The 18,681-nt window shown below is 58.0% G+C and carries 26 protein-coding genes and 1 tRNA gene; 6 read left to right on the top strand and 21 right to left on the bottom strand.

Annotated elements, in window-relative coordinates; all coding sequences use genetic code 11:
• Positions 1-7: 7 nt before the first annotated feature.
• The 5 genes from SLH47_RS18850 to SLH47_RS18830 all read right to left on the bottom strand — a co-directional run bounded on the left by SLH47_RS18850 (position 8) and on the right by SLH47_RS18830 (position 3,865).
• Positions 8-979, bottom strand: coding sequence for a Gfo/Idh/MocA family oxidoreductase (locus SLH47_RS18850; RefSeq protein WP_320241664.1), 972 nt, complete (start codon positions 977-979; stop codon positions 8-10).
• 112 nt (positions 980-1,091) lie between these two features.
• A complete protein-coding gene (gene rpoH / locus SLH47_RS18845; RefSeq protein WP_320241663.1) occupies positions 1,092-1,988 on the bottom strand; it encodes an RNA polymerase sigma factor RpoH in 897 nt (298 codons plus the stop codon).
• A gap of 160 nt (positions 1,989-2,148) precedes the next feature.
• On the bottom strand, positions 2,149-3,174 hold the full coding sequence (locus tag SLH47_RS18840) for an RluA family pseudouridine synthase (RefSeq protein WP_320241662.1): 1,026 nt from the start codon (positions 3,172-3,174) through the stop codon (positions 2,149-2,151).
• Between the two features lie 91 nt (positions 3,175-3,265).
• Positions 3,266-3,342, bottom strand: a tRNA-His gene (locus SLH47_RS18835).
• A gap of 43 nt (positions 3,343-3,385) precedes the next feature.
• Entirely contained in the window at positions 3,386-3,865 is a 480-nt protein-coding gene (locus SLH47_RS18830; protein ID WP_320241661.1) for a GNAT family N-acetyltransferase, read from the bottom strand.
• Positions 3,866-3,946: 81 nt separating this feature from the next.
• Between SLH47_RS18830 and SLH47_RS18825 the strand changes: the two genes are divergently transcribed.
• A complete protein-coding gene (locus SLH47_RS18825; RefSeq protein WP_320241660.1) occupies positions 3,947-4,138 on the top strand; it encodes a DUF6324 family protein in 192 nt (63 codons plus the stop codon).
• Here the strand turns inward: SLH47_RS18825 and SLH47_RS18820 are convergent.
• Complete coding sequence (locus tag SLH47_RS18820) at positions 4,125-4,583, bottom strand: MmcB family DNA repair protein (protein WP_320241659.1); 459 nt, start codon at positions 4,581-4,583, stop codon at positions 4,125-4,127. The two genes, SLH47_RS18825 and SLH47_RS18820, sit on opposite strands and share 14 nt — an antisense overlap.
• Before the next feature lie 321 nt (positions 4,584-4,904).
• Between SLH47_RS18820 and SLH47_RS18815 the strand changes: the two genes are divergently transcribed.
• Entirely contained in the window at positions 4,905-5,051 is a 147-nt protein-coding gene (locus tag SLH47_RS18815) for a hypothetical protein (protein ID WP_320241658.1), read from the top strand.
• Between the two features lie 216 nt (positions 5,052-5,267).
• On the opposite strand, the gene SLH47_RS18810 is transcribed toward SLH47_RS18815, so the two are convergent.
• The 7 genes from SLH47_RS18810 to SLH47_RS18780 all read right to left on the bottom strand — a co-directional run bounded on the left by SLH47_RS18810 (position 5,268) and on the right by SLH47_RS18780 (position 9,564).
• Complete coding sequence (locus tag SLH47_RS18810) at positions 5,268-5,459, bottom strand: hypothetical protein (protein WP_320241657.1); 192 nt, start codon at positions 5,457-5,459, stop codon at positions 5,268-5,270.
• 450 nt (positions 5,460-5,909) lie between these two features.
• Complete coding sequence (locus SLH47_RS18805) at positions 5,910-6,230, bottom strand: hypothetical protein (protein WP_320241656.1); 321 nt, start codon at positions 6,228-6,230, stop codon at positions 5,910-5,912.
• 130 nt (positions 6,231-6,360) lie between these two features.
• A complete protein-coding gene (gene nusB, locus SLH47_RS18800) occupies positions 6,361-6,831 on the bottom strand; it encodes a transcription antitermination factor NusB (protein WP_320241655.1) in 471 nt (156 codons plus the stop codon).
• Complete coding sequence (locus SLH47_RS18795; RefSeq protein ID WP_320241654.1) at positions 6,828-7,367, bottom strand: 6,7-dimethyl-8-ribityllumazine synthase; 540 nt, start codon at positions 7,365-7,367, stop codon at positions 6,828-6,830. Before SLH47_RS18795 ends, nusB begins: the two co-directional genes overlap by 4 nt.
• Positions 7,367-8,497: a 3,4-dihydroxy-2-butanone-4-phosphate synthase gene (gene ribB / locus SLH47_RS18790; RefSeq protein ID WP_320241653.1), complete on the bottom strand. Its 1,131-nt coding sequence runs from the start codon at positions 8,495-8,497 to the stop codon at positions 7,367-7,369. The genes SLH47_RS18795 and ribB overlap by 1 nt, the downstream gene beginning before the upstream one ends.
• Before the next feature lie 95 nt (positions 8,498-8,592).
• On the bottom strand, positions 8,593-9,168 hold the full coding sequence (locus SLH47_RS18785) for a hypothetical protein (protein ID WP_320241651.1): 576 nt from the start codon (positions 9,166-9,168) through the stop codon (positions 8,593-8,595).
• Between the two features lie 147 nt (positions 9,169-9,315).
• Positions 9,316-9,564 (bottom strand): hypothetical protein, encoded by a 249-nt coding sequence (locus SLH47_RS18780; RefSeq protein ID WP_320241650.1) that lies wholly within the window; start codon positions 9,562-9,564, stop codon positions 9,316-9,318.
• A gap of 39 nt (positions 9,565-9,603) precedes the next feature.
• On the opposite strand from SLH47_RS18780, the gene SLH47_RS18775 reads away from it, so the two are divergent.
• On the top strand, positions 9,604-10,272 hold the full coding sequence (locus SLH47_RS18775; protein ID WP_320241648.1) for an FkbM family methyltransferase: 669 nt from the start codon (positions 9,604-9,606) through the stop codon (positions 10,270-10,272).
• 43 nt (positions 10,273-10,315) lie between these two features.
• Here SLH47_RS18775 and SLH47_RS18770 read toward each other — a convergent pair whose 3' ends face one another.
• Together SLH47_RS18770 and SLH47_RS18765 are read right to left on the bottom strand one after the other, a co-directional pair.
• Positions 10,316-10,555 (bottom strand): hypothetical protein, encoded by a 240-nt coding sequence (locus SLH47_RS18770; RefSeq protein ID WP_320241646.1) that lies wholly within the window; start codon positions 10,553-10,555, stop codon positions 10,316-10,318.
• A complete protein-coding gene (locus SLH47_RS18765; protein ID WP_320241644.1) occupies positions 10,552-11,148 on the bottom strand; it encodes a riboflavin synthase in 597 nt (198 codons plus the stop codon). Before SLH47_RS18765 ends, SLH47_RS18770 begins: the two co-directional genes overlap by 4 nt.
• Before the next feature lie 141 nt (positions 11,149-11,289).
• On the opposite strand from SLH47_RS18765, the gene SLH47_RS18760 reads away from it, so the two are divergent.
• On the top strand, positions 11,290-12,561 hold the full coding sequence (locus tag SLH47_RS18760) for a capsular biosynthesis protein (protein ID WP_320241642.1): 1,272 nt from the start codon (positions 11,290-11,292) through the stop codon (positions 12,559-12,561).
• A gap of 43 nt (positions 12,562-12,604) precedes the next feature.
• A complete protein-coding gene (locus SLH47_RS18755) occupies positions 12,605-14,605 on the top strand; it encodes a capsular polysaccharide biosynthesis protein (RefSeq protein WP_320241641.1) in 2,001 nt (666 codons plus the stop codon).
• A 6-nt stretch (positions 14,606-14,611) separates the two neighbouring features.
• Here the strand turns inward: SLH47_RS18755 and ribD are convergent, their stop codons facing one another.
• The 5 genes from ribD to SLH47_RS18730 all read right to left on the bottom strand — a co-directional run bounded on the left by ribD (position 14,612) and on the right by SLH47_RS18730 (position 17,621).
• Positions 14,612-15,712, bottom strand: coding sequence for a bifunctional diaminohydroxyphosphoribosylaminopyrimidine deaminase/5-amino-6-(5-phosphoribosylamino)uracil reductase RibD (gene ribD / locus SLH47_RS18750; RefSeq protein WP_320241638.1), 1,101 nt, complete (start codon positions 15,710-15,712; stop codon positions 14,612-14,614).
• Entirely contained in the window at positions 15,709-16,179 is a 471-nt protein-coding gene (gene nrdR / locus SLH47_RS18745; RefSeq protein WP_320241636.1) for a transcriptional regulator NrdR, read from the bottom strand. The genes ribD and nrdR overlap by 4 nt, the downstream gene beginning before the upstream one ends.
• A gap of 150 nt (positions 16,180-16,329) precedes the next feature.
• Positions 16,330-16,821, bottom strand: coding sequence for a hypothetical protein (locus SLH47_RS18740; protein ID WP_320241635.1), 492 nt, complete (start codon positions 16,819-16,821; stop codon positions 16,330-16,332).
• Positions 16,822-16,906: 85 nt separating this feature from the next.
• On the bottom strand, positions 16,907-17,314 hold the full coding sequence (locus tag SLH47_RS18735; protein ID WP_320241633.1) for a secondary thiamine-phosphate synthase enzyme YjbQ: 408 nt from the start codon (positions 17,312-17,314) through the stop codon (positions 16,907-16,909).
• Between the two features lie 40 nt (positions 17,315-17,354).
• The gene (locus SLH47_RS18730; protein ID WP_320241631.1) at positions 17,355-17,621 is read right to left on the bottom strand and encodes a hypothetical protein; all 267 of its coding nucleotides are present in this window, start codon (positions 17,619-17,621) and stop codon (positions 17,355-17,357) included.
• Positions 17,622-17,839: 218 nt separating this feature from the next.
• Here SLH47_RS18730 and SLH47_RS18725 point away from each other — a divergent pair, with 218 nt between their 5' ends.
• Positions 17,840-18,262, top strand: coding sequence for a hypothetical protein (locus SLH47_RS18725; protein WP_320241629.1), 423 nt, complete (start codon positions 17,840-17,842; stop codon positions 18,260-18,262).
• A 113-nt stretch (positions 18,263-18,375) separates the two neighbouring features.
• Here SLH47_RS18725 and SLH47_RS18720 read toward each other — a convergent pair whose 3' ends face one another.
• Positions 18,376-18,651 (bottom strand): HlyU family transcriptional regulator, encoded by a 276-nt coding sequence (locus tag SLH47_RS18720; protein WP_320241627.1) that lies wholly within the window; start codon positions 18,649-18,651, stop codon positions 18,376-18,378.
• Positions 18,652-18,681 lie beyond the last annotated feature (30 nt).

The following is an 18,681-nucleotide window of genomic DNA, read 5'->3' as shown; positions in this document are numbered from 1 at the left end:
TCCCCTCCTATTGGGCTCTGCCAGCGGTGAACACCATGTCCATCATGTGCTGCGTTCCGCGCGAGAATTCAAGCGGGCATGGATATGCCGCGCCAGTTTGCACCGATTTGCCGAAGTTTTCCACCTGCAGCACATAATGGTTCGTGGCTGGCCAGCGCTCTGTCACCACGGATCCGGTGTCGGTTTCGAGCGTCAGGGCGGCCAGGTCGAAGACATTTGCGTTGAACGGGCAGGTCAGCCGCAGCACGCCCTTTTCACCAAAGAAATTGATGCCCTGATGTGGAAACATCCGCATGGAGACAACGGCGGCATAGCTGAAATCCGGGAAGTCGGCGGCGACCTGTGCAAAGATATCCACATCGTTCTCAAAGCGCAGTTTTGCGTAAGGGATGCGTTCCGGCTCTTGCCCCGTCACAAAGCGCGCCGCGCCAAAGGTGTAGACCCCGATATCGCGCAAACCGCCACCACCCGCAGCGGCGCGGTTGCGGATATTGGTCGCATCGTCATTGAAATAGCTGAAAAACGCATCGACATGCACCAGTCGCCCAATTGCACCCCCCTGCACTAACTCACGTGCCCGATTGAATTGCGGGTGATGGACGATCATGAAGGCCTCTGCCGCCAATTTGCCCGACGCATCACGGGCCGCGATGAGCCGGTCAAAGTCCGATGCGGCCATCGCCATCGGTTTTTCACACAGGACGTGTTTGCCTGCCTCAAGCGCCTTGATCGTCCACTCGACATGCAGATGGTTAGGGAGCGGAATGTAGACGGCGTCAATACTTGGATCCGCAAGCAGCGCGTCATAGCTGTCATGGACCGTTATTCCCGGCGCAAACGCTTCGAAACCCGCCGCCTTGGCCGGGAGTGTTGTGGCAAGTGCGGCGAGTTCGGCACCTTTCGCCACCTGGATCGCAGGCGCCATCTGCTCGCGCGCGAAATTTGCCGCCCCTAACACACCCCAACGCAGTGGTTCCATGGTGATGCCTTCCCTACCGTGATCCGCGCCAACTAAGAACCGCGCCGCAGGCGGTTGCAACAAAAATCCCCGCCGGGACGGGCGGGGATCTGAGGCATTGACCGCGGGAGGCTTACGCAGTCGTCAGCATGCCCTTTTGCCGTGCAAGTTCCTGCATCTTCTTCTGCAGCTTCTCGAACGCGCGTACTTCGATCTGGCGAATACGTTCGCGGCTAACATCATACTGGCTGCTCAGGTCTTCCAGCGTGACGCTTTCCTCGGAAAGGCGGCGTTGCACCAGAATGTCCTTTTCCCGGTCATTCAGCACATCCATCGCTTCAGCCAGAAGGGCGCGACGCGCGTCAAGCTCATCATGCTCTTCATAATGCTCAGCTGTATTGGCGGTTTCATCCTCCAGCCAATCCTGCCATTGCATCGACCCTTCACCGTCAGAGCCGACCTGCGCATTCAGAGACGCATCACCGCCCGACAGGCGCCGGTTCATCGAGATCACTTCATCCTCGGTCACGCCCAGATCAGTGGCAATCCGCTTCACATTTTCAGGACGTAAATCGCCATCTTCCAAAGCACCGATCCGGTTCTTGGCCTTACGCAGGTTGAAGAACAGCTTCTTCTGGGCTGAGGTCGTCCCAAGCTTCACGAGGCTCCATGACCGCAAGATGTATTCCTGAATCGACGCGCGGATCCACCACATCGCATAAGTGGCCAGACGGAAACCCTTTTCGGGGTCAAAGCGTTTGACGGCTTGCATCAGGCCGACATTGGCCTCGGAAATCACCTCTGCCTGCGGAAGACCATAACCGCGATAGCCCATGGCGATTTTAGCAGCAAGACGCAGGTGTGACGTGACCATCTTGTGCGCAGCGTCAGTGTCCTCATGGTCCACCCAGCGCTTGGCCAACATGTATTCCTCCTCAGGTTCCAGCATGGGGAACTTGCGGATTTCCTGCATATAACGGTTCAGCCCACCCTCTGGTGATGGGGCTGGCAAATTCTGGTAGTTACTCACTGTTGTGCCCTCCTATGTTTAAAGGCTTAACATGGATATGGGGACGTTGACGTAACGTTTCAAGAGACGATTAATCAATTTCCGTGAAACAAATATGAACTAGTCGGTTTAGTTTGGCGAGACACATTTTTGTGCGTTCACGCACATGGCATCGTGTATTTCAGTTTCTCTCGCGCATGGCGCGCAAGAGATTGCCTATATCGGCGGGCATTTCCGCTTCAAACGCCAGTTTTGCCCCCGAAACCGGGTGTTCGAACCCCAAAGTCGCTGCATGCAGCGCTTGGCGATTGAATTGCGCAGCAGCCACTGCACCCGCTTCCCCCACGGACTTTGGAGAGAGCTTGCGTCGCCCGCCATAGACCGGATCGCCGATCAGGGCATGTCCGCAATGGGCCATGTGAACACGAATCTGGTGCGTACGCCCAGTTTCGAGCCAGCATTCGATCAGTGCGGCTGCCGGTGGCTCGCCCAAAGGTTCGATCACCCTTGCGCGGGTCACCGCGTGACGCCCTTCGGTAAACGAAACAGCTTGCCGCTGCCGGTCGGTTTTGTGGCGGCCCAGAAAGGTCTGGACCTTGAGGATATTGCCCGGCTCGAAAGACGCACCCTTGATCCCGCGCAGGCGTGGATCGTTCGAAGCGGGCACACCATAGCAGATCGCCAGATACCGCCGCTCGACATCATGCGCCGCAAATTGCGCGGCGAGGTGGTGATGCGCACGGTCAGTCTTGGCCGCCATCAGCAGACCTGACGTCTCTTTATCGATCCGGTGCACGATGCCGGGGCGCTTCATCCCGCCCACCCCGGACAGCGTATCGCCGCAATGGTGGATCAGCGCATTGACCAGCGTGCCACTGGGTGTACCGGGGGCCGGATGCACAACCATGCCTGCTGGTTTGTTCACGACAATCAGGTCGGCGTCTTCGAATACAACATCCAGCGGGATGTCTTCGGGGCCGATATGACTGTCCTCGGCTGCGGCAATTGTAACCGTCACCTCCGCACCCTCCGAGATGCGACAGCGCGGGTCAGTGATGACTGTGCCGTCGATGATGACAGCGCCATCAGCGATCAGTTTCGCAAGGCGCGAGCGGCTAAGTGCCGAGTCCGCGGGCACGTCGCGGCCAAGGGCCTTGTCTAGCCGTGGCGGTGGGTTGGAGCCGATTGTGAAGGTGACGGTGGTCATCGATTTGCGCTCCAATGGCGGCCGGGTGTGGCCGCAATTGGCTGCGCCAATCGCTTACCCACACACTTTCAAAATTCTTGAATTCTGAAAGTGGTACCACCTCCTGGTCTCGAACCAGGGACCTCTTGATCCACAATCAAGCGCTCTAACCAACTGAGCTAAGGCGGCACTGGCAGCGGATTTAGCCCTATGAAGCTGCGATTGCAACCCTTCAAAAGCTGATCTCCCACGTCTCTTCGATCAGGTCGCGACCGAAGGAATGGACAGGTTTTGCGTCGGTCCGCAGAAACCCGTTGCGCTTGTAAATGCGGCCTGCGGCCACGTGTTGTTCATGGGTCCACAGCGTCATGCCGCGATAGCCCGTGTCACGCGCGAAGGACAGACATCTATCAAGCAAAGCCTGCCCTGCCCCACTACCACGGGCCTCTGGTATCAGGTAAAACAGGCGCAGCTTTGCGACCTCATCCGACAGGCGCACACAGAAAATCGTGCCCCAGCGAACAGCCCCCTCATGCGCCATCCACCCTGCCTCGCGGGCCGGATCATGATCAGCAAGGAAATCCGCAACGATCTGCGCGACCAGCGGGCCGAATGTGTCATCGAAACCTTCGACACGCGCATAATGATTTGCATGCTGGTCGAGCAGCCAGTCGGCATCATCGGCGGCAAAGGGACGGATGGCAAAACCCATGGCCTGCAGCCTGCCTTGCCCACCCTTGCCAATCAAGCAATTTGCGCTGTAGGACAAAGGGCTGAAGCGAAAGGGGTGATCATGGGTATCAACACGGAAAGCGACATCACCGCGAATATCCAAATCGGGCCGACCGATCTGGGGATGGTGAGGATCTTTGTCGAGGCGGACGGCATTGAGATTCCGATGGATTTTGACCCAGAAGAGGCCGAGGAAATCGCGGAAGAGATCAAGGCTGCGGCGATCGCGGCACGCGCCCTTAAAACGGGGTGACGAAATCCGGGTCACGCGCTGATTGTGCCCGAATGGCTGCATGACGCGCAAATTTCTGCATCATGACCTTGCGCCGTGCCGCAGGTAGACGCGTCTCTGCAGGCATGCGAATAATCTCGGCATCATAGGCATCCGCCAGGATCAGGCCTGTGTCATCCGGCAATAACTCCGTCGGGAAATCGCCATCCACCGCCCAGAAGAAGCGGTCGCACCATTCCAGATAGCCCCGCCATTTATGATCGGACAGAAAATCGGCGCGGCAGGATTTGCATTCGACAATCCAGATCTCGCCCTTGGGGCCCAGCGCCATAACGTCGACACGCAGACCGGATGTCGGCACCAACTCTTCAACGCTGACAAAGTCATGACTGCGCATCGCGCGCGAGACACCGCGAGCGAGAAGCTGGCCGGGAAGAAGTGTGGAGGTGGTCAACTCAACGGTCATGGCAAAACCATGAACAATACATGAACAAAATGCAAGGGAAGCGGTGGCGCTATCGCGAGTCGCATTATTGGCCGGGTTGCGACACGCAAGTTAAGACTTCGGTAAGGTCAAAAATCCGTCGTTCATCTTTCGGATGCGATTTTCTATATTGTTTTCAACTACTCAGCGAAAAGGCGCTCTGATCCGTTCATCGAAAACGCGCATCTTTGTGACATGAATCGGGCGATTGACCCTAGTTAATAGCCCTGAAAACCACGCCAGCGTCACGATTTCGGCAGCTTTCATCCACATAATAAATCCAACGGAATGAGGAGTAGCCCTATGTCATTGTTGGCTGGTATCACGTTTTACGAAGTCTGTATGGCGCTGCTGATGGTTGGGATGACAGAGCGTGTCTTGCTGGCCTATGCCCCCGTCGAAATGGTTGGTCGCAACGGTTGGCTGATCAAAGGCGACGTCGAAGAATAAACCGCGAAAGCACTTGTCCAAATGCCCGCCACCCCCTACCTCTAGCGGCGGCGGGCTTCTGCTCTTCTAGTCATTCCGGGGTTACATTCCAGTGGCCTTAAGCAAATCCGAGGGAGCTGGCTCTGTCTGAGCCCTGGTTCAGTTATCTGGCGCCCACCTGTATATACAGGTCCTCGGGAATAAACCTCTGACGGTCGCTGCGGTTCCCGCCACCTGCTACGGCACTGGCCGGCGAAACATGGTGCGGAACAACGCTTCTGTTTTGGTGCTTATAGAATTTGGCTCTATCAGATCGGACTGCTTTGCCTTCGATGCGCGTTGCAGGGCTTCATTCAAAGTCATGACTTCCGCCTTCTGATCGAGGGCAACCGCATCAATAGGTGCAAATTTGTTCTGTGAAGGGCCCATTTCGCATTCCCACAAATCTATAGTCAGACCAAGTAGCAGTCCGGTGTATCTCAGCTAAGCCCTTCCATCCCGATTTTGTCTGCAAACCAAAGGTTTAGCGGCATATAACTTTGGTTTATGCGCACCGTTCCACACGCGAATTACCTTTGCCCTGAAGCCAAACAACCTAGCCGCGTACGCTGACTAGGCACGATTTGCAGGACACTCTCCCGCTTCTTACCTGCGCTGCGGGCTTGGGTTTGAACGAATGGAACGCAGGCACGAAATTGCAAAATCCGTCACCAACACGATCAGGGTATTGCCCTTGCGTGACGAACTCCAGGTTCCCCATAGCAGAAAGCATACGCTGGAATGTATCCGTCGGAAAAGGAAATACCGATTTCCGCGCCTTGTGCCAGGCACTATTCACAACGCTAAAGGACCGACCTCCATGGCACCACGCGTCACACCCTAAAGCTGGCGCTGCTCCGATCCATCTTGTGCCAATACGCGGACCGGAACTGCCAGACCGCCGCCCGGCTTATCGTTGTCATCCTTCTCGGCGTTCAGCATGAGCGAAACGGCGAACTGGACGCTACCGAAGACCGTGCCATTAAAAAACCAAAGCAAGAACACCGCCAAGAAACCCGCATCGGTGTGCTGGACCAGATAGCCAAGGTTAGCGACGTTCATCCAAAGGATCATCGCGACAAACACAGCCGACAGGACAAATCCAACGGCACAATGGCGCAGATAAAGACGCATCAGATCCGGTTCGTTATGCGATCGCATATCATATCTCCTTGAAGAGTATCATAGGCTGATCCAGCAAGCTGGCAAACACTGTTCGGCAAACTGGCGCCTCAGTGGTTGAAAATCAGCTAACCCGCTCGGTGAGACTGAGCAGAATGTCGGACGAAATTCAGGAAAACGCCTCTGGCTGTGCTTCGCGCGCCATGTGGTCGAGCACCGCGTTCACGAATTTCGGCTCTTTGCCATCAGAAGAGAATGCCTCGGCGATACCGACAAATTCGCTGATCACGACCTTTGGAGGCGTCTCTTTCAAGGTCATTTCGGCACCAGCAGCGCGGAAAAGCGCCCGCCATGTAGGATCAATCCGTGCGATAGGCCATTTGGCGACAAGCGCACGATCCGTCATCTGGTCGATCAGGGCCTGATCATTCACAGCCTTGTCCATGAGCGCGCGGAACATGTCCACATCACCCTCGACCATCTCACCTTCTTCATAGCTTGCGCCGAAGCGGTGATCTTCGAATTCGTGGATGATCGCATCGACGGTCTGTCCGGATGACTCCATCTGAAACAAGGCCTGCACGGCATAGAGCCGCGCCGCGGATTTCATCTTACGTTTCTGATTGTTCGAAAGGGTCATGCTGTGGTTTTGCCGCTCTCATCACCGGCCATCAGGATCTCACGCGTAAACCCAACCGCCTTTTCGGCTTTGCCCCACTTTCGAGCGAGCGCGATCAGGTGCAAGGCTGCCGCCGCCGCACCGCCGCCCTTGTTCATCTGGGCAGGGTCAGCACGCACCGCGGCCTGTTCATAGTTCTCGACCGTCAGGATGCCGTTGCCGATGCAAAGCCCTTGCAGACCAAGCAGTTGCACCGCGCGACTGCTGTCGTTGCAGACCGTGTCGTAGTGCGTCGTCTCACCCCGGATCACGCAGCCGAGGGCGACATAGCCGTCGAAATTGCTCATCCGTTCCGCGATGCCGATGGCCGTCGGGATTTCGAGTGCGCCGGGGACATTGACAACCTCGCAGGTGGCTCCTGCCTTTTCGATTTCTGCCTTGGCGCCGGCGATCTGATGGTCGCTGATATCCTTGTAGTAGGGCGAGGCGACGATGAGGATTTTCACCGGCTTGTCGAACTCCGGCAGTGGCATGATGTGATGAGCGGGTCCGGCCATTATCCGATCTCCGAAATTTTGCGTGTGCCCACGATCTCCAGCCCATAGGCGTCGAGACCCACGACTTTTGGTTTGGGCGAGTTGGTCAAGAGTTCGATTTCGTGGATACCGAGCGAGCTAAGGATTTGGGCACCCAGCCCATATTGGCGCAAGGTCTGGGGAGAGGTTTCCTCATCCGTCTCCAATTTCATATGCACGTCGCGCAAAAGAACCAGCGCCCCACGACCTTCTTGTGCAATCAGTTCCATCGCGTCGCCAAACTCATCGCGGCGGCCCTTGGGGCCGACACCGACGACATCCAGCATCGGGTCCATCGCATGCATCCGCACCAGCACGGGCTCTGGCGTCGAAATATCGCCTTTTATCAGAGCGATATGTTCCGCGCCTTGGGTCTCGTCGGTGTAGATGCGCAGTTCCCATTCACCGCCAAATTCAGAGGTTATCATGCTGGTTTCGCGAACGCGGACGAGGTTGTCGTGCCGCCGCCGATAGGCGATCAGGTCGCTGATCGTGCCGATTTTCAGGCCGTGCAATTGCGCAAAGGCGATGAGGTCCGGCAAGCGGGCCATTTCGCCGTCTTCCTTCATGATCTCGCAGATCACGCCTGACGGGTTAAGACCCGCTAGGCGCGAGATATCCGTCGCCGCCTCGGTATGGCCTGCGCGGACGAGTACGCCGCCGTCGCGCGCGCGCAAGGGAAAGACGTGACCCGGCGTGGCGATATCTGCGGCACCTTTGGTGGCATCGATAGCGGTGGCCACGGTCAGGGCACGGTCGGCGGCGGAGATGCCAGTGCTGACGCCTTCGCGCGCTTCGATGCTAACGGTGAAGGCGGTTTCGTGCCGGGACGAGTTGTGCGACGCCATCAGCGGCAGGCCAAGCGCATCAATGCGCTCACCTGGAAGTGTAAGGCAGATCAACCCGCGCCCGTTCTTGGCCATGAAATTGATGGCATCAGGTGTTGCCATCTGGGCTGGGATGACCAGATCACCCTCGTTCTCACGGTCTTCATGATCGACAAGGATGAACATCCGACCGTTGCGAGCATCTTCGATGATGTCTTCGATCTTGCTGATCGCATCCGACCAGTCACGCTCGACCGGGCCCGGCGTTTCGAATTTCTGGTTCATCTGCATCCCCGATCACGTGTTGCCCGCCAGATAGCCCAGCACCACGCCTTTGAAAAGGGTGCGGAAGCGGGACGTGGCGTGCCGCGCGGGATGCATCAGGTGTGGCTTGACGTGCTATCAAAGAAATCGCCGGCAGACAGATATCCCGCCATGCGCGCCGCCTCGGCCCATTCACGCTCAAAAGCGGTATCACCGACCATGACAAACCGATCGGCGGGCTGTCCTTGCGATGTCACGATGGCGCGTATTTGATCACGCATGACCGACCAACTATCGCTAAATCGGGGGGCCGCAAAGGCGCGCGCCAGCCCCCGCAAATTGGCGAGATGCATCGGCGTCACAGGGCGGTGCGCGATGCCGGTGCAATCGGTCCGGACGAGGTTGGCAAGCTTGCCTGCCCTGGCCAAAGGCATCACCTCACCATCGCGCAGCACCAAAAGCGCATTGTTCGAAAACAGAAAACCGATCAGGTCGTGCCCCGAACTTGCGCGAAACCCGGCATAGGTCTTGTAGGGTAAACCCAGCTCTTTCGCGCGTCTGACCCGCAACCGCACAACCTCTACCGGAAGCGTGCCGATCAGGTTCTTGCGCGCCTTGGTCCACACATGGCGGCGCCAGCTTTTGCCTGGCTCATTCACCCGGCCCGAGTTATGCCCGATCTTTGCGTTCACTTGCCCATCTTTTCTCATCACCGGCGAGGCAGCTTCACTTTCTGCGTCGCACTATTCCACGCGCAAATCCTTCAAAGATGCCGTCAGCTACTTCAACCCAAAATGCACAAACCGGCGCTCACGATCAGAAAATCTCACCCTTTTGCCCTATTTTTGCAAGGTTTGCACCGGTTCTTCATTGCGCAATCCCCCGTTCTGACGCTTGCTGATGGGACAGATTTTTGTCGCAAACTCATTTTCCACTTGGGAGATCATATGCGGATCAAGGAGATAAGCTTTCGGGTCCTCAATGCCAGCCTGTTGTTTTTGCATCGCACATTGCTGCGCGCCTACGGGGTTGGAACCGCTTACACCACGCAAAAATCCCGGATATCGGTCGACTTTGAGGGTAGTCATTTTCACTACGACCTTCGACGTTTTGGTGCGACAGGAAACTTGGATTTCACTGAGGCTGATGAAACGGCCACACGATCAGCATTGATTGAACGATTGCGACCGGACGACGTGTTCTACGACATCGGCGCCCATGGTGGCGTCTTCACGATTACGACACAGCACCAGGTCCATGGGCTTACGGTCGTATCTTTTGAACCACAGCCAACAGAGTTGCTATTGAACCTGAAACTGAACGATATGCCAACGGAGCAGGTTTATGCCGTTGCGGTGGGTGAGCAAGCCGACAGAGTGCGCATGACGTCTGGAAAGAGGTCGTCAAACCATCTCAGTGCATCAGGTGACGTGGAAGTAGATTGCGTCAGACTGGATGATTTTCGACGTGACAAGGGGCTGCCTGTGCCAAGTTGGGTCAAGATCGATATCGAAGGCATGGAGCTGCCCGCATTGAAAGGTTTTGCCGAGACGCTCAGCATCTCGAAACCGGTCGTAATCTGCGAGATCAATCACGTCTTCGACCGGTTTGGCACACGCCTGCAAGATCTTATCGGCTTCTTTGCAGAGATGGACTATGAGGTCCTTGCGCAACATGCTTCTGGCTTTCATCACGCCAAGGCCGAGGCAACCACATTGGAAGCCCTCGGGCATTCGGCAGACGACAATTTCTGGTTTGTGCCCAAGGAAAGGCTGCCGCTGTTTGTTGCGACCTAGGCGGTGTTAGGTCTAAATCTGTATGGACCGGAAACGGCGTCCCTTACATGCCGCCATCACGATCGGTCTGCATCCACCCGATCTCTGCCAAAGCCGCTGCGCGCGCGGCTTCCGCAGTGTCAAATGTCGCGGGTTGCGCACCTGAAAGATGGCGCCAGCCATGGCTGTCCTCTGGGTCGTGGCGGCATTCGCGGAAGGTGAATTGCCCATCTGGAAGGCGGATGATGTCAACGCAGCGGTCGCCGGTCGCATGCTCAATGGATTGAATTACGAGCGATTTCACCCGTATTCGCGCAGCCGCGCCACGTAGCGTGCCATTGTGTCGATTTCGAGGTTGATCAGATCACCAACCGCGACGTCGCCCCAAGTCGTCGCCGCCTTTGTATGAGGGATGAAGTTGATCCCGAAATTACGGCCATCGACCTCGTTGACCGTCAGGGACGTCCCATCCAGTGCCACCGACCCTTTAGGCGCGATGAATTTGGCGAGCGCGTCGGGCGCGCGGAAGGTGACGCGGGTGCTGTCGCCTTCATCGCGCATGCCGACAACTTCGGCCACGCCGTCGACATGGCCAGAGACGATATGCCCACCCAGTTCATCGCCGACCTTCAGCGCGCGTTCCAGGTTCAGCCGTTTGCCGACACCCCAGTTGCTGACATTGGTCGCGCTGACGGTTTCGGCCGACATCTCCACATCGAACCAATTCTGTGGCTCCCGCCCCAGCGCAATCACGGTCAGGCAAACGCCGTTGCAGGCAATGGATGCACCAATATCGATCCCATCCACGTCATAACCCGTGCCAATCCGCGCGCGCAGGTCACCTCGCTGCTCCAGTTGCAGAATAGTGCCGATATCCGTGACGATCCCGGTGAACATGCCTCATCCCTTTTCGATGGCCTCGCGATGACCTAACGGCTGGAACCCGCGCAGGCAAGCGCCCGGTCTTGTCAGGCGGCTTTTCTGACGCCACCATGAGGTGTTAACAAAAAACAAGCGACCCACTGGCAGACTGCGCTGATGAGTAACCGACGCACCTTTTTGTTCCTGCAAGGTCCTCATGGGCCTTTCTATCGCAAACTGGGACACATGCTGCGCAAGGCAGGCGCCAAAGTGTGGCGTGTGGGCTTTAATGCAGGCGACGCTGCGTTCTGGTGGCCTGAACCCGGATACATTCCTTTTCAGGGCCAACCATCGGACTGGCCCGACGCCTTGGCGGCACTGTTGCGTGAACGCCAAATCACCGACATCGTGGTTTATGGGGACACAAGGCCCGTCCATGCCGAGGCCGTGCGTCAAGCGAAAGCGGCAGGTTTGCGTGTGCACGTTTTTGAGGAAGGGTATCTGCGGCCCTACTGGGTGACCTATGAACGCGACGGCAGCAACGGTCATTCCCGCTTGATTGACCTGTCGGTGGCAGAGATGCTGGCGACAGATGGTGTCGAGATCCCGACCCCACCGTCCCATTGGGGCGACATGCGCCAGCATGTGTTTTGGGGTGCTGCTTATCATTGGTTCGTGATGTTTCGGAACGGGCGCTATCCCGCTTTCAAACCGCATCGGGCATTGCCGGTACGGCGCGAGGCCCTGCTTTATTCTAGGCGCCTCGCCTTGATGCCATTCCTCGCGCTCGGGCGGATGATCACCACAAGGCGGGTCTTGCGCGGTGGCTACCCCTATCACCTGGCGCTGCTTCAGTTGGAACATGACGCCAGCTTTCAGGCGCATTCGCCTTTTGAGTCCATGCGCGACTTTCTGGATGTGGTGATTGACGGGTTCGCCAAAGGGGCGCCGCGTCACCATCATCTCGTGTTCAAGGCGCACCCCCTTGAAAGCGGCCAATCACCCTTGCGCCGCCTGATTAGGGACCGTGCAAAAGCATGTGGCATCAGCGATCGCGTGCATTATCTGCGCGGCGGCAAGCTGGCCCATATTCTTGATCATGCGCAAACCGCGGTCACTGTAAACTCGACATCCGGGCAGCAGGCGCTCTGGCGTGGCATTCCACTGCGCCTGTTTGGAACGGCCATTTATGCAAAACCCGAATTTGTGTCCGAACAGCCCCTGCCCGCATTCTTCTCACGCCCTCAAAAGCCCGACACGGCGGCCTATCGTGCATTTCGACAATTCCTGCTGGAGACGAGCCAGGTCCCAGGTGGCTATTATTCGGCGCGCGGGCGTGGCCAATTGTTGCGTCAATTGCCGGACATGATGCTCGCTGCAGATGATCCCTATGATGCACGCCTGTCACCGACACTTGGCGCTGCCCAGGCCGTGCGCGTGGTCAAATAAGGCTCGGCTGGCTATCCGGCAAGCCCTCGCATAGCTTGCGGCCATGACCGAGACAGCACGCCAACCACTCTACGTCTATAACGGTGGCTTCCTGACCGAGCGGCGCGTGCGCCGGATCCTTGATCTGGCTGGTTACGACATTCGCCTGGGCGCACCGGGGGAAGGTGATATGGTCGGCGTCTGGGGCCGGAGCCCCACCGCCCAACGGGGTGAGGCCGTGGCCGCAAAGCGTGCAGCACCCGTGGTGCGTGTTGAAGACAGCTTTCTCCGTTCCGTGAGGTTAGGGCGCGACGGGGATGTTCCCATTGGGCTCAACATCGACAGACGCGGCGTGCATTTCGACCCAGAGACACCGTCGGACTTGGAAACGCTGCTGACGGAAAACCCGCTTGATGACACGGCCCTGTTGAACCGGGCCAAGGCGGGGATCGCGGCGCTGAAGAGCGCGCATTTGTCAAAGTACAACGCCTTTGATCCCATGCTGGAACTTCCGGCGCCCGGCTACGTTCTGGTGATCGACCAAACCCGGAAAGATGCGTCCATCAAAGCGAGCGGCGCGGACAGCAACACGTTTCGCGAGATGCTTTTTTACGCGATGACAGAGCATCCCGGCGCACGGATCGTGATCAAAACACATCCCGAGACGAGGGCAGGCCACCGGGACGGGTATTTCACCAAAGAGGATGTGACGGGGCTGATCAGCCTTTGTGATGCGCCAGTATCGCCGTGGTCGCTGATGGAAGGGGCGATTGCCGTCTACACCGTCAGTTCGCAGATGGGTTTTGAGGCGATCCTGGCCGGTCATCGCCCGGTCGTCTTCGGCCAGCCGTTCTACATGGGCTGGGGCCTGACGGATGACCGCAAACCCCTACAACGTCGTCAGCGCAAACTGACACAGGCGCAGCTCTTTGCGGCGGCCATGATCCTTTACCCAACCTGGTACGATCCATTTCACGACCGGCTCTGTAGCTTTGAAGAGGCGGCAGCAACGCTAACCGAACTTGCCCGCGCTTGGCGTGACGATTACCTGGGCTGGGTCGCTGTCGATATGCGCATCTGGAAGCGGGCACCGCTGCAAAAGGTGTTTGGCGGGCCAAAGCGCGTGCAGTTTGCGAAACCCGCGCAGGCGGAAGCGGCAGCCAAGGCAACGGGCTGCCGCATCATGCAATGGGCGAGCAAGGCGACGCGAGAAGGGCCGGTTCTGGTAGAGGACGGGTTCTTGCGTTCAAAGGGGTTGGGCGCCGATCTGATTGCCCCGCTCAGCCTCGTTCTGGATGATCTTGGCATCTATTATGATGCCACCCGCCCCAGCAGGCTTGAGACGCTGATCAATGCAAGCGATCAGCTTGAAGCCGGTGCGCGCATGCGGGCCGAGGCCTTAATCGCGCGGATTGTGGAGGCTGGCCTTTCCAAATACAACCTGTCGGATCAGGCGGACCTTGAAACGCTGCCACCGGGTCGTCGCATCCTTGTGCCGGGTCAGGTAGAGGATGACGCTTCAATCCGGCTCGGCACAACCGATATCAAGACCAACCGGGATTTGCTGCAAGCGGTGCGCGCAGCAAACCCTGCAGCTGTGATCGCCTACAAGCCCCACCCGGATGTGGAGATTGGTTTGCGCCCGGGCACCGTCCCTGATGCGGACAGCATTGCTGATGCTATTCTTTACCGGACGGACCCGATTGCGGCCCTGTCACAGGTAGATGAGGTCTGGACGATGACCTCGCTTTTGGGATTTGAGGCGCTGCTGCGCGGCAAGCGCGTGACCTGTCTTGGCTCTCCCTTTTATGCGCATTGGGGACTGACGGATGACCGGGCGATGCCGATTCCGCGCCGCACAGCGCGGGTTGACCTGGCTGGATTGGTGCATGCCACATTGATCAGCTACCCGCGGTACTACGATCCAGTAACGGGCCTTGCCTGCCCGGTTGAGGTGATTGTGGATCGGCTGGAGAATGACGATGTCCCTCGGCCGGGTCGCATGAACCGGACTGTTGCAAAACTGCAGGGCGCGCTGGCCAGCTTTGCATATCTCTGGCGATGACCTCGCCTAATCTGCCGCGCTTTTGCGACGCCAAGTATGGCAGATATCGGCACCAATTGCCTGCACATCATGCAATTCGAAACGCGGCGCATTCTGCAAACGGTCAACCCCCATGGCCGCCAGAGCGGGCGTCCCCTCTGCCCCGATGGCCATGCCTGCGGAGAATACCACCAGTTCATCCACCAGACCTGCATGCAAAAGCGAGGCCGCCAGCATTCCGCCACCTTCGCAGAAGACCCGCGTGAGCCCCGCCTTGCCTAATTCCTGCATCATCGCATGCGGATCAACCTGGCCCGCGTTGATACTGCAGGGCAAACTCCGCGCGCCCGTCGCGACCCAGGCGTCAGCCTGTGCCTCCGGCCCATGGCACAGCCAGACCGGCACATCGCCCGCACTCTCGGCCAGATTGCTGTGCAGTGGGATTTTCAACGCCCGTGAGACCACGACACGGACCGGCTGATGGTTGAGGCCGAGCCCGCGCGCGGTCAGGGACGGGTTGTCAGCCCGCACAGTGCCGGCGCCCACCATCACCGCATCGTGGCGGGCGCGCATCATATGGACCGCGCGCCGCGCTTCAGGCCCCGTGATCCACTGGCTTTCACCGGTCGCGGTCGCGATGCGCCCGTCAAGCGTGCCAGCAAGCTTCAGCGTCAAGAAAGGCCGCCCCTCCTGCAGGCGCAAGAGAAAGCCAGCATGGTCGCGACGAGCCTCTTCAGCGAGGACATTCTGTGTCACCTCGATGCCAGCTTCTTCAAGCATCGCAATGCCACGGCCCGACACGCGTGGGTCAGGGTCACCAATCGCAATGACGACACGGGCGACCTGCGCCTTGATCAACGCCAGCGTGCAGGGCGGCGTCTTGCCATAATGGGCACAAGGCTCAAGCGTGACATACACAGTGGCACCGGCGGCTCGCTCACCCGCTTGCGCCAATGCGATCGCCTCTGCATGCGGGCGCCCGCCAACAGCGGTATGCGCACGCGCGATGATCCGCCCTTCCTTGACAATCACGCAGCCCACCGCAGGGTTTGGCCAGACACGCCCCATGCCGCGCCGCCCCAGCATCAGGGCAAGCGCCATGAAGCGTTCATCGCTGGTGCCGGTCACCCTTCGTCTTTGGGCGCTTCTGGGCGCAACTCACTGACAAATTTATCGAAATCGTCTGCCGCCTGGAAATTCTTGTACACACTGGCGAACCGCACATAGGCCACCGTATCGATACGCGCGAGGCTTTCCATCACGATCTCACCGATTGTGCCAGAGGGGATATCGGTCTCGCCCATACTCTCAAGCCGCCGCACAATGCCGCTGATCATCTGATCCATCCGCTCGGGCTCAACGGGGCGCTTTTGCAGCGCAATCCGGATCGAGCGTTCTAGCTTTGGCCGGTCGAAATCCTCGCGCCGCCCGTTGGATTTGATCACAACCAGATCGCGCAATTGCACCCGTTCATATGTGGTGAACCGCCCGCCACAGGCTGGGCAGAACCGCCGCCGCCGGATGGCCACATGGTCTTCGGCTGGGCGGCTGTCTTTGACTTGGGTATCGACATTTCCACAAAAGGGGCAACGCATATCTTGTCCTTGTTTACCTGTGCCGGGGTCTATGCCTTGTGATCGGCGCCCCCTTTTTCACAGGCACTATAGGGGCACCCCCCGGTCTTGGGTAGTGGGCAAATCAAGCCGCAAGATGATGGGCGATGACCGTTGCGCCGAGGACTCGCCCTATTCCCGATAGAGCCAGATGCGACGGCTATGGTCGTAGGTTTGACCCGTCGCCTCTTTCGCACGAAAAAGCGCATCATCCCACGGTGCTTCAACGGTGCCTGCGGTGCATTCCAGTTCGGCAATTGTCGTGCCTGCGCGCCTCACAACCACGCCGCCAAAATGTGGATCGGGAAGATCAGCATCGCTCATTTCACCAAAGAGCCGTTCAAAACCGGCGAAGACCGTGTACCCGTAATCTCCGTTCTGAAACGTCACATTTTCCCAGATCGCGCGGCCCACGCCGGGCCATGGTGTGTAGTCGATGTTGGCGACCGTCTCTGTCAGCAGAAGTTCCGGCGCGCCAACGGGACCAAAGCTGTATGTCACGATCTGATCGTCGTAGCAGACATCAAGCGCCTTGCGCTTTGCACCAACCTCGCAAGTCAGAAAGGTAGTGAGCCCTGTCGCGCAACCTGCATGAGCAGCACCAGTGCTCAGGCAAAGAAGCATGACAAGATGCAAACGCATCTAAGATGCGCCCATAGACTGCATAGAGGTTTCGTGGAACTCTTGTGCCTGAACTCCAGTCACCATGTCAGGGGCTCAGATGTACGACGATCTGGCGTTGTTGAGGTTTGTCGCGATGTTCGAACAGATAAACACCCTGCCAGGTCCCCAAAGCCAGTTGGCCGTCTGTCACCGGGATCGACAGGTGCGTGGGCAGCAACGCCGCCTTGATATGCGCGGGCATATCATCCGGCCCCTCCGCAGTGTGGGTTAGATAGTCCATTGACGGATCGGTTGCGCGCGGCACCAGACGCACGAAATAGTTCTGCAGATCTACCTGCACATCCGGGTCGGCATTTTCCTGAATCAAAAGGCTGGCAGAAGTGTGCTGCACGGAAACCGTCAACAGGCCCGTCCCTGTCACCCAATGGCGCAAATGTGTGGTAAACTCATAAAGCCCCGGGCCGTTTGTCGCGATATCAAAACGTGTCTGCATGGGCCGACACTGCGCAACTCAAGCCCCGAGCGCAAGATACTTACTGCGCCCCGCTACATGCCACATCCACTTGGTCATTCTGCGCGTCACCGCGCCAATCGGCAGGCAACGCAAGCATCTGTGCCATGGCCGGTGTGAGCTTCATCTGGCAAGTTCCCTCGGCTTTGACCTGAGATGGCAATTCAAGACCAATCTGCAGAATGTCCTGCAAGGCGTCCGCAGACGGATCAGTGCCGTAGGCATGAGCGGTTGGTGTTAACGTCATTGTTAACAATGCGGCAGCGAATGAGATTGAAAGACGGGTCATCGCGGGGTCCTTTCGATGTCTCACAGATGACAGCGATGCCCTTGAAATCAATGTGCTGAAACGCAACCTCACCCGTTTGTAAACGCACATCAGCGGATGTGAGGTTTTGTTTCAATTGCCTCAATTCCGTTAACCAATTCGAAAACAAGTCAATTTAGGACCTTATTCCAACCAAATTTGATGCGTAGTTGGTGCAAAATTTTTGAGTGGAGCGTCTTATGCGGTATCTTATCCGGTCAGTTATGACCGCAACTTTATTGGCAGGTTTGGGCCTGAATCTATTGACCCAATGGGATGGCGGCAGGGCCGAAGCTGCGGTGCTTCCAACGTTGACCCATGCAGCGAACAGCTTTGCCAATCAATGCGCGCAGACGCTGGATCTTCATGAACACGACTTTGCGCCCCAAGTCAGCGTCGCCCAAGGCTGCACCTGTCTGGCGCAAGAGATGTCGCGCGGGCATGCCACTGATCTTGCCGCTGCGAGTATTGTTCTGGCGGGCATCGTGGCCCACCCTGTCGAAGGGGCTGCAATTGAACCGGATTGGCGCGGTATCGCGATGCAGGCGGGTATCAGCGACGCGCATCTGGGGGCTTTGCTGCAGGCAAGCTATACTGCCGTCGGTGTTTGTAGTCGGACGTGAGGCGACTGCCTCAAACGGGTCCACCGCCAAATCGGTCGGTTGTGTCCTGGATTGCAGGAACTCAAGATAATGGCGGTCTGAGGTTTTGCGCCATTGCCCTTCAACGGGTTGCACTAGTCAAACAAGCGTTCGCCCTGTTCGTCTATCATCTGCTTGGCCTTTGTGATCGCCGCAGCGATGGCCGCGTCACGGTCCTGAAAAGTGTCCGCACGGATCAGAACATGCTCATTGCTCTGACCGTCTTTGTCCTGGGTTATGCGCGCGCGAAGACGATAGACATTACCTTCGGCCATAGGCTCCGGCAGGATTTGCATGTCCTGATAAGTCTCCCTGACATCAGCGGTCGTTTTGGCCTGACCCCCACCAAATAGGCGTGAAAGCAGTGACATGACGCGATCCCCCATCCCGATCCAACAATC

This window comes from Cognatiyoonia sp. IB215182 (assembly GCF_033963905.1).
Classification (GTDB): domain Bacteria; phylum Pseudomonadota; class Alphaproteobacteria; order Rhodobacterales; family Rhodobacteraceae; genus Yoonia.
The sequence above is the reverse complement of the archived record's forward strand: the minus strand, read 5'-3'. Positions and strand labels throughout refer to the sequence as shown.

Bases quoted from the DNA above. Each gene is read 5' to 3' on its own strand.
- SLH47_RS18810 (WP_320241657.1), bottom strand. From the start codon at position 5,459: ATGGGCCCTTCACAGAACAAATTTGCACCTATTGATGCGGTTGCCCTC.
- SLH47_RS18805 (WP_320241656.1), bottom strand. From the start codon at position 6,230: ATGCGATCGCATAACGAACCGGATCTGATGCGTCTTTATCTGCGCCAT.
- SLH47_RS18760 (WP_320241642.1), top strand. From the start codon at position 11,290: ATGAGTAACCGACGCACCTTTTTGTTCCTGCAAGGTCCTCATGGGCCT.
- SLH47_RS18735 (WP_320241633.1), bottom strand. From the start codon at position 17,314: ATGCAGACACGTTTTGATATCGCGACAAACGGCCCGGGGCTTTATGAG.
- SLH47_RS18850 (WP_320241664.1), bottom strand. From the start codon at position 979: ATGGAACCACTGCGTTGGGGTGTGTTAGGGGCGGCAAATTTCGCGCGC.
- SLH47_RS18820 (WP_320241659.1), bottom strand. From the start codon at position 4,583: ATGACCGTTGAGTTGACCACCTCCACACTTCTTCCCGGCCAGCTTCTC.
- ribB (WP_320241653.1), bottom strand. From the start codon at position 8,497: ATGAACCAGAAATTCGAAACGCCGGGCCCGGTCGAGCGTGACTGGTCG.
- SLH47_RS18795 (WP_320241654.1), bottom strand. From the start codon at position 7,367: ATGGCCGGACCCGCTCATCACATCATGCCACTGCCGGAGTTCGACAAG.
- nrdR (WP_320241636.1), bottom strand. From the start codon at position 16,179: ATGCGTTGCCCCTTTTGTGGAAATGTCGATACCCAAGTCAAAGACAGC.
- SLH47_RS18740 (WP_320241635.1), bottom strand. From the start codon at position 16,821: ATGCTTCTTTGCCTGAGCACTGGTGCTGCTCATGCAGGTTGCGCGACA.
- SLH47_RS18825 (WP_320241660.1), top strand. From the start codon at position 3,947: ATGGGTATCAACACGGAAAGCGACATCACCGCGAATATCCAAATCGGG.
- SLH47_RS18830 (WP_320241661.1), bottom strand. From the start codon at position 3,865: ATGGGTTTTGCCATCCGTCCCTTTGCCGCCGATGATGCCGACTGGCTG.
- SLH47_RS18730 (WP_320241631.1), bottom strand. From the start codon at position 17,621: ATGACCCGTCTTTCAATCTCATTCGCTGCCGCATTGTTAACAATGACG.
- SLH47_RS18725 (WP_320241629.1), top strand. From the start codon at position 17,840: ATGCGGTATCTTATCCGGTCAGTTATGACCGCAACTTTATTGGCAGGT.
- SLH47_RS18815 (WP_320241658.1), top strand. From the start codon at position 4,905: ATGTCATTGTTGGCTGGTATCACGTTTTACGAAGTCTGTATGGCGCTG.
- SLH47_RS18720 (WP_320241627.1), bottom strand. From the start codon at position 18,651: ATGTCACTGCTTTCACGCCTATTTGGTGGGGGTCAGGCCAAAACGACC.
- nusB (WP_320241655.1), bottom strand. From the start codon at position 6,831: ATGACCCTTTCGAACAATCAGAAACGTAAGATGAAATCCGCGGCGCGG.
- SLH47_RS18840 (WP_320241662.1), bottom strand. From the start codon at position 3,174: ATGACCACCGTCACCTTCACAATCGGCTCCAACCCACCGCCACGGCTA.
- SLH47_RS18755 (WP_320241641.1), top strand. From the start codon at position 12,605: ATGACCGAGACAGCACGCCAACCACTCTACGTCTATAACGGTGGCTTC.
- SLH47_RS18780 (WP_320241650.1), bottom strand. From the start codon at position 9,564: ATGACTACCCTCAAAGTCGACCGATATCCGGGATTTTTGCGTGGTGTA.
- SLH47_RS18765 (WP_320241644.1), bottom strand. From the start codon at position 11,148: ATGTTCACCGGGATCGTCACGGATATCGGCACTATTCTGCAACTGGAG.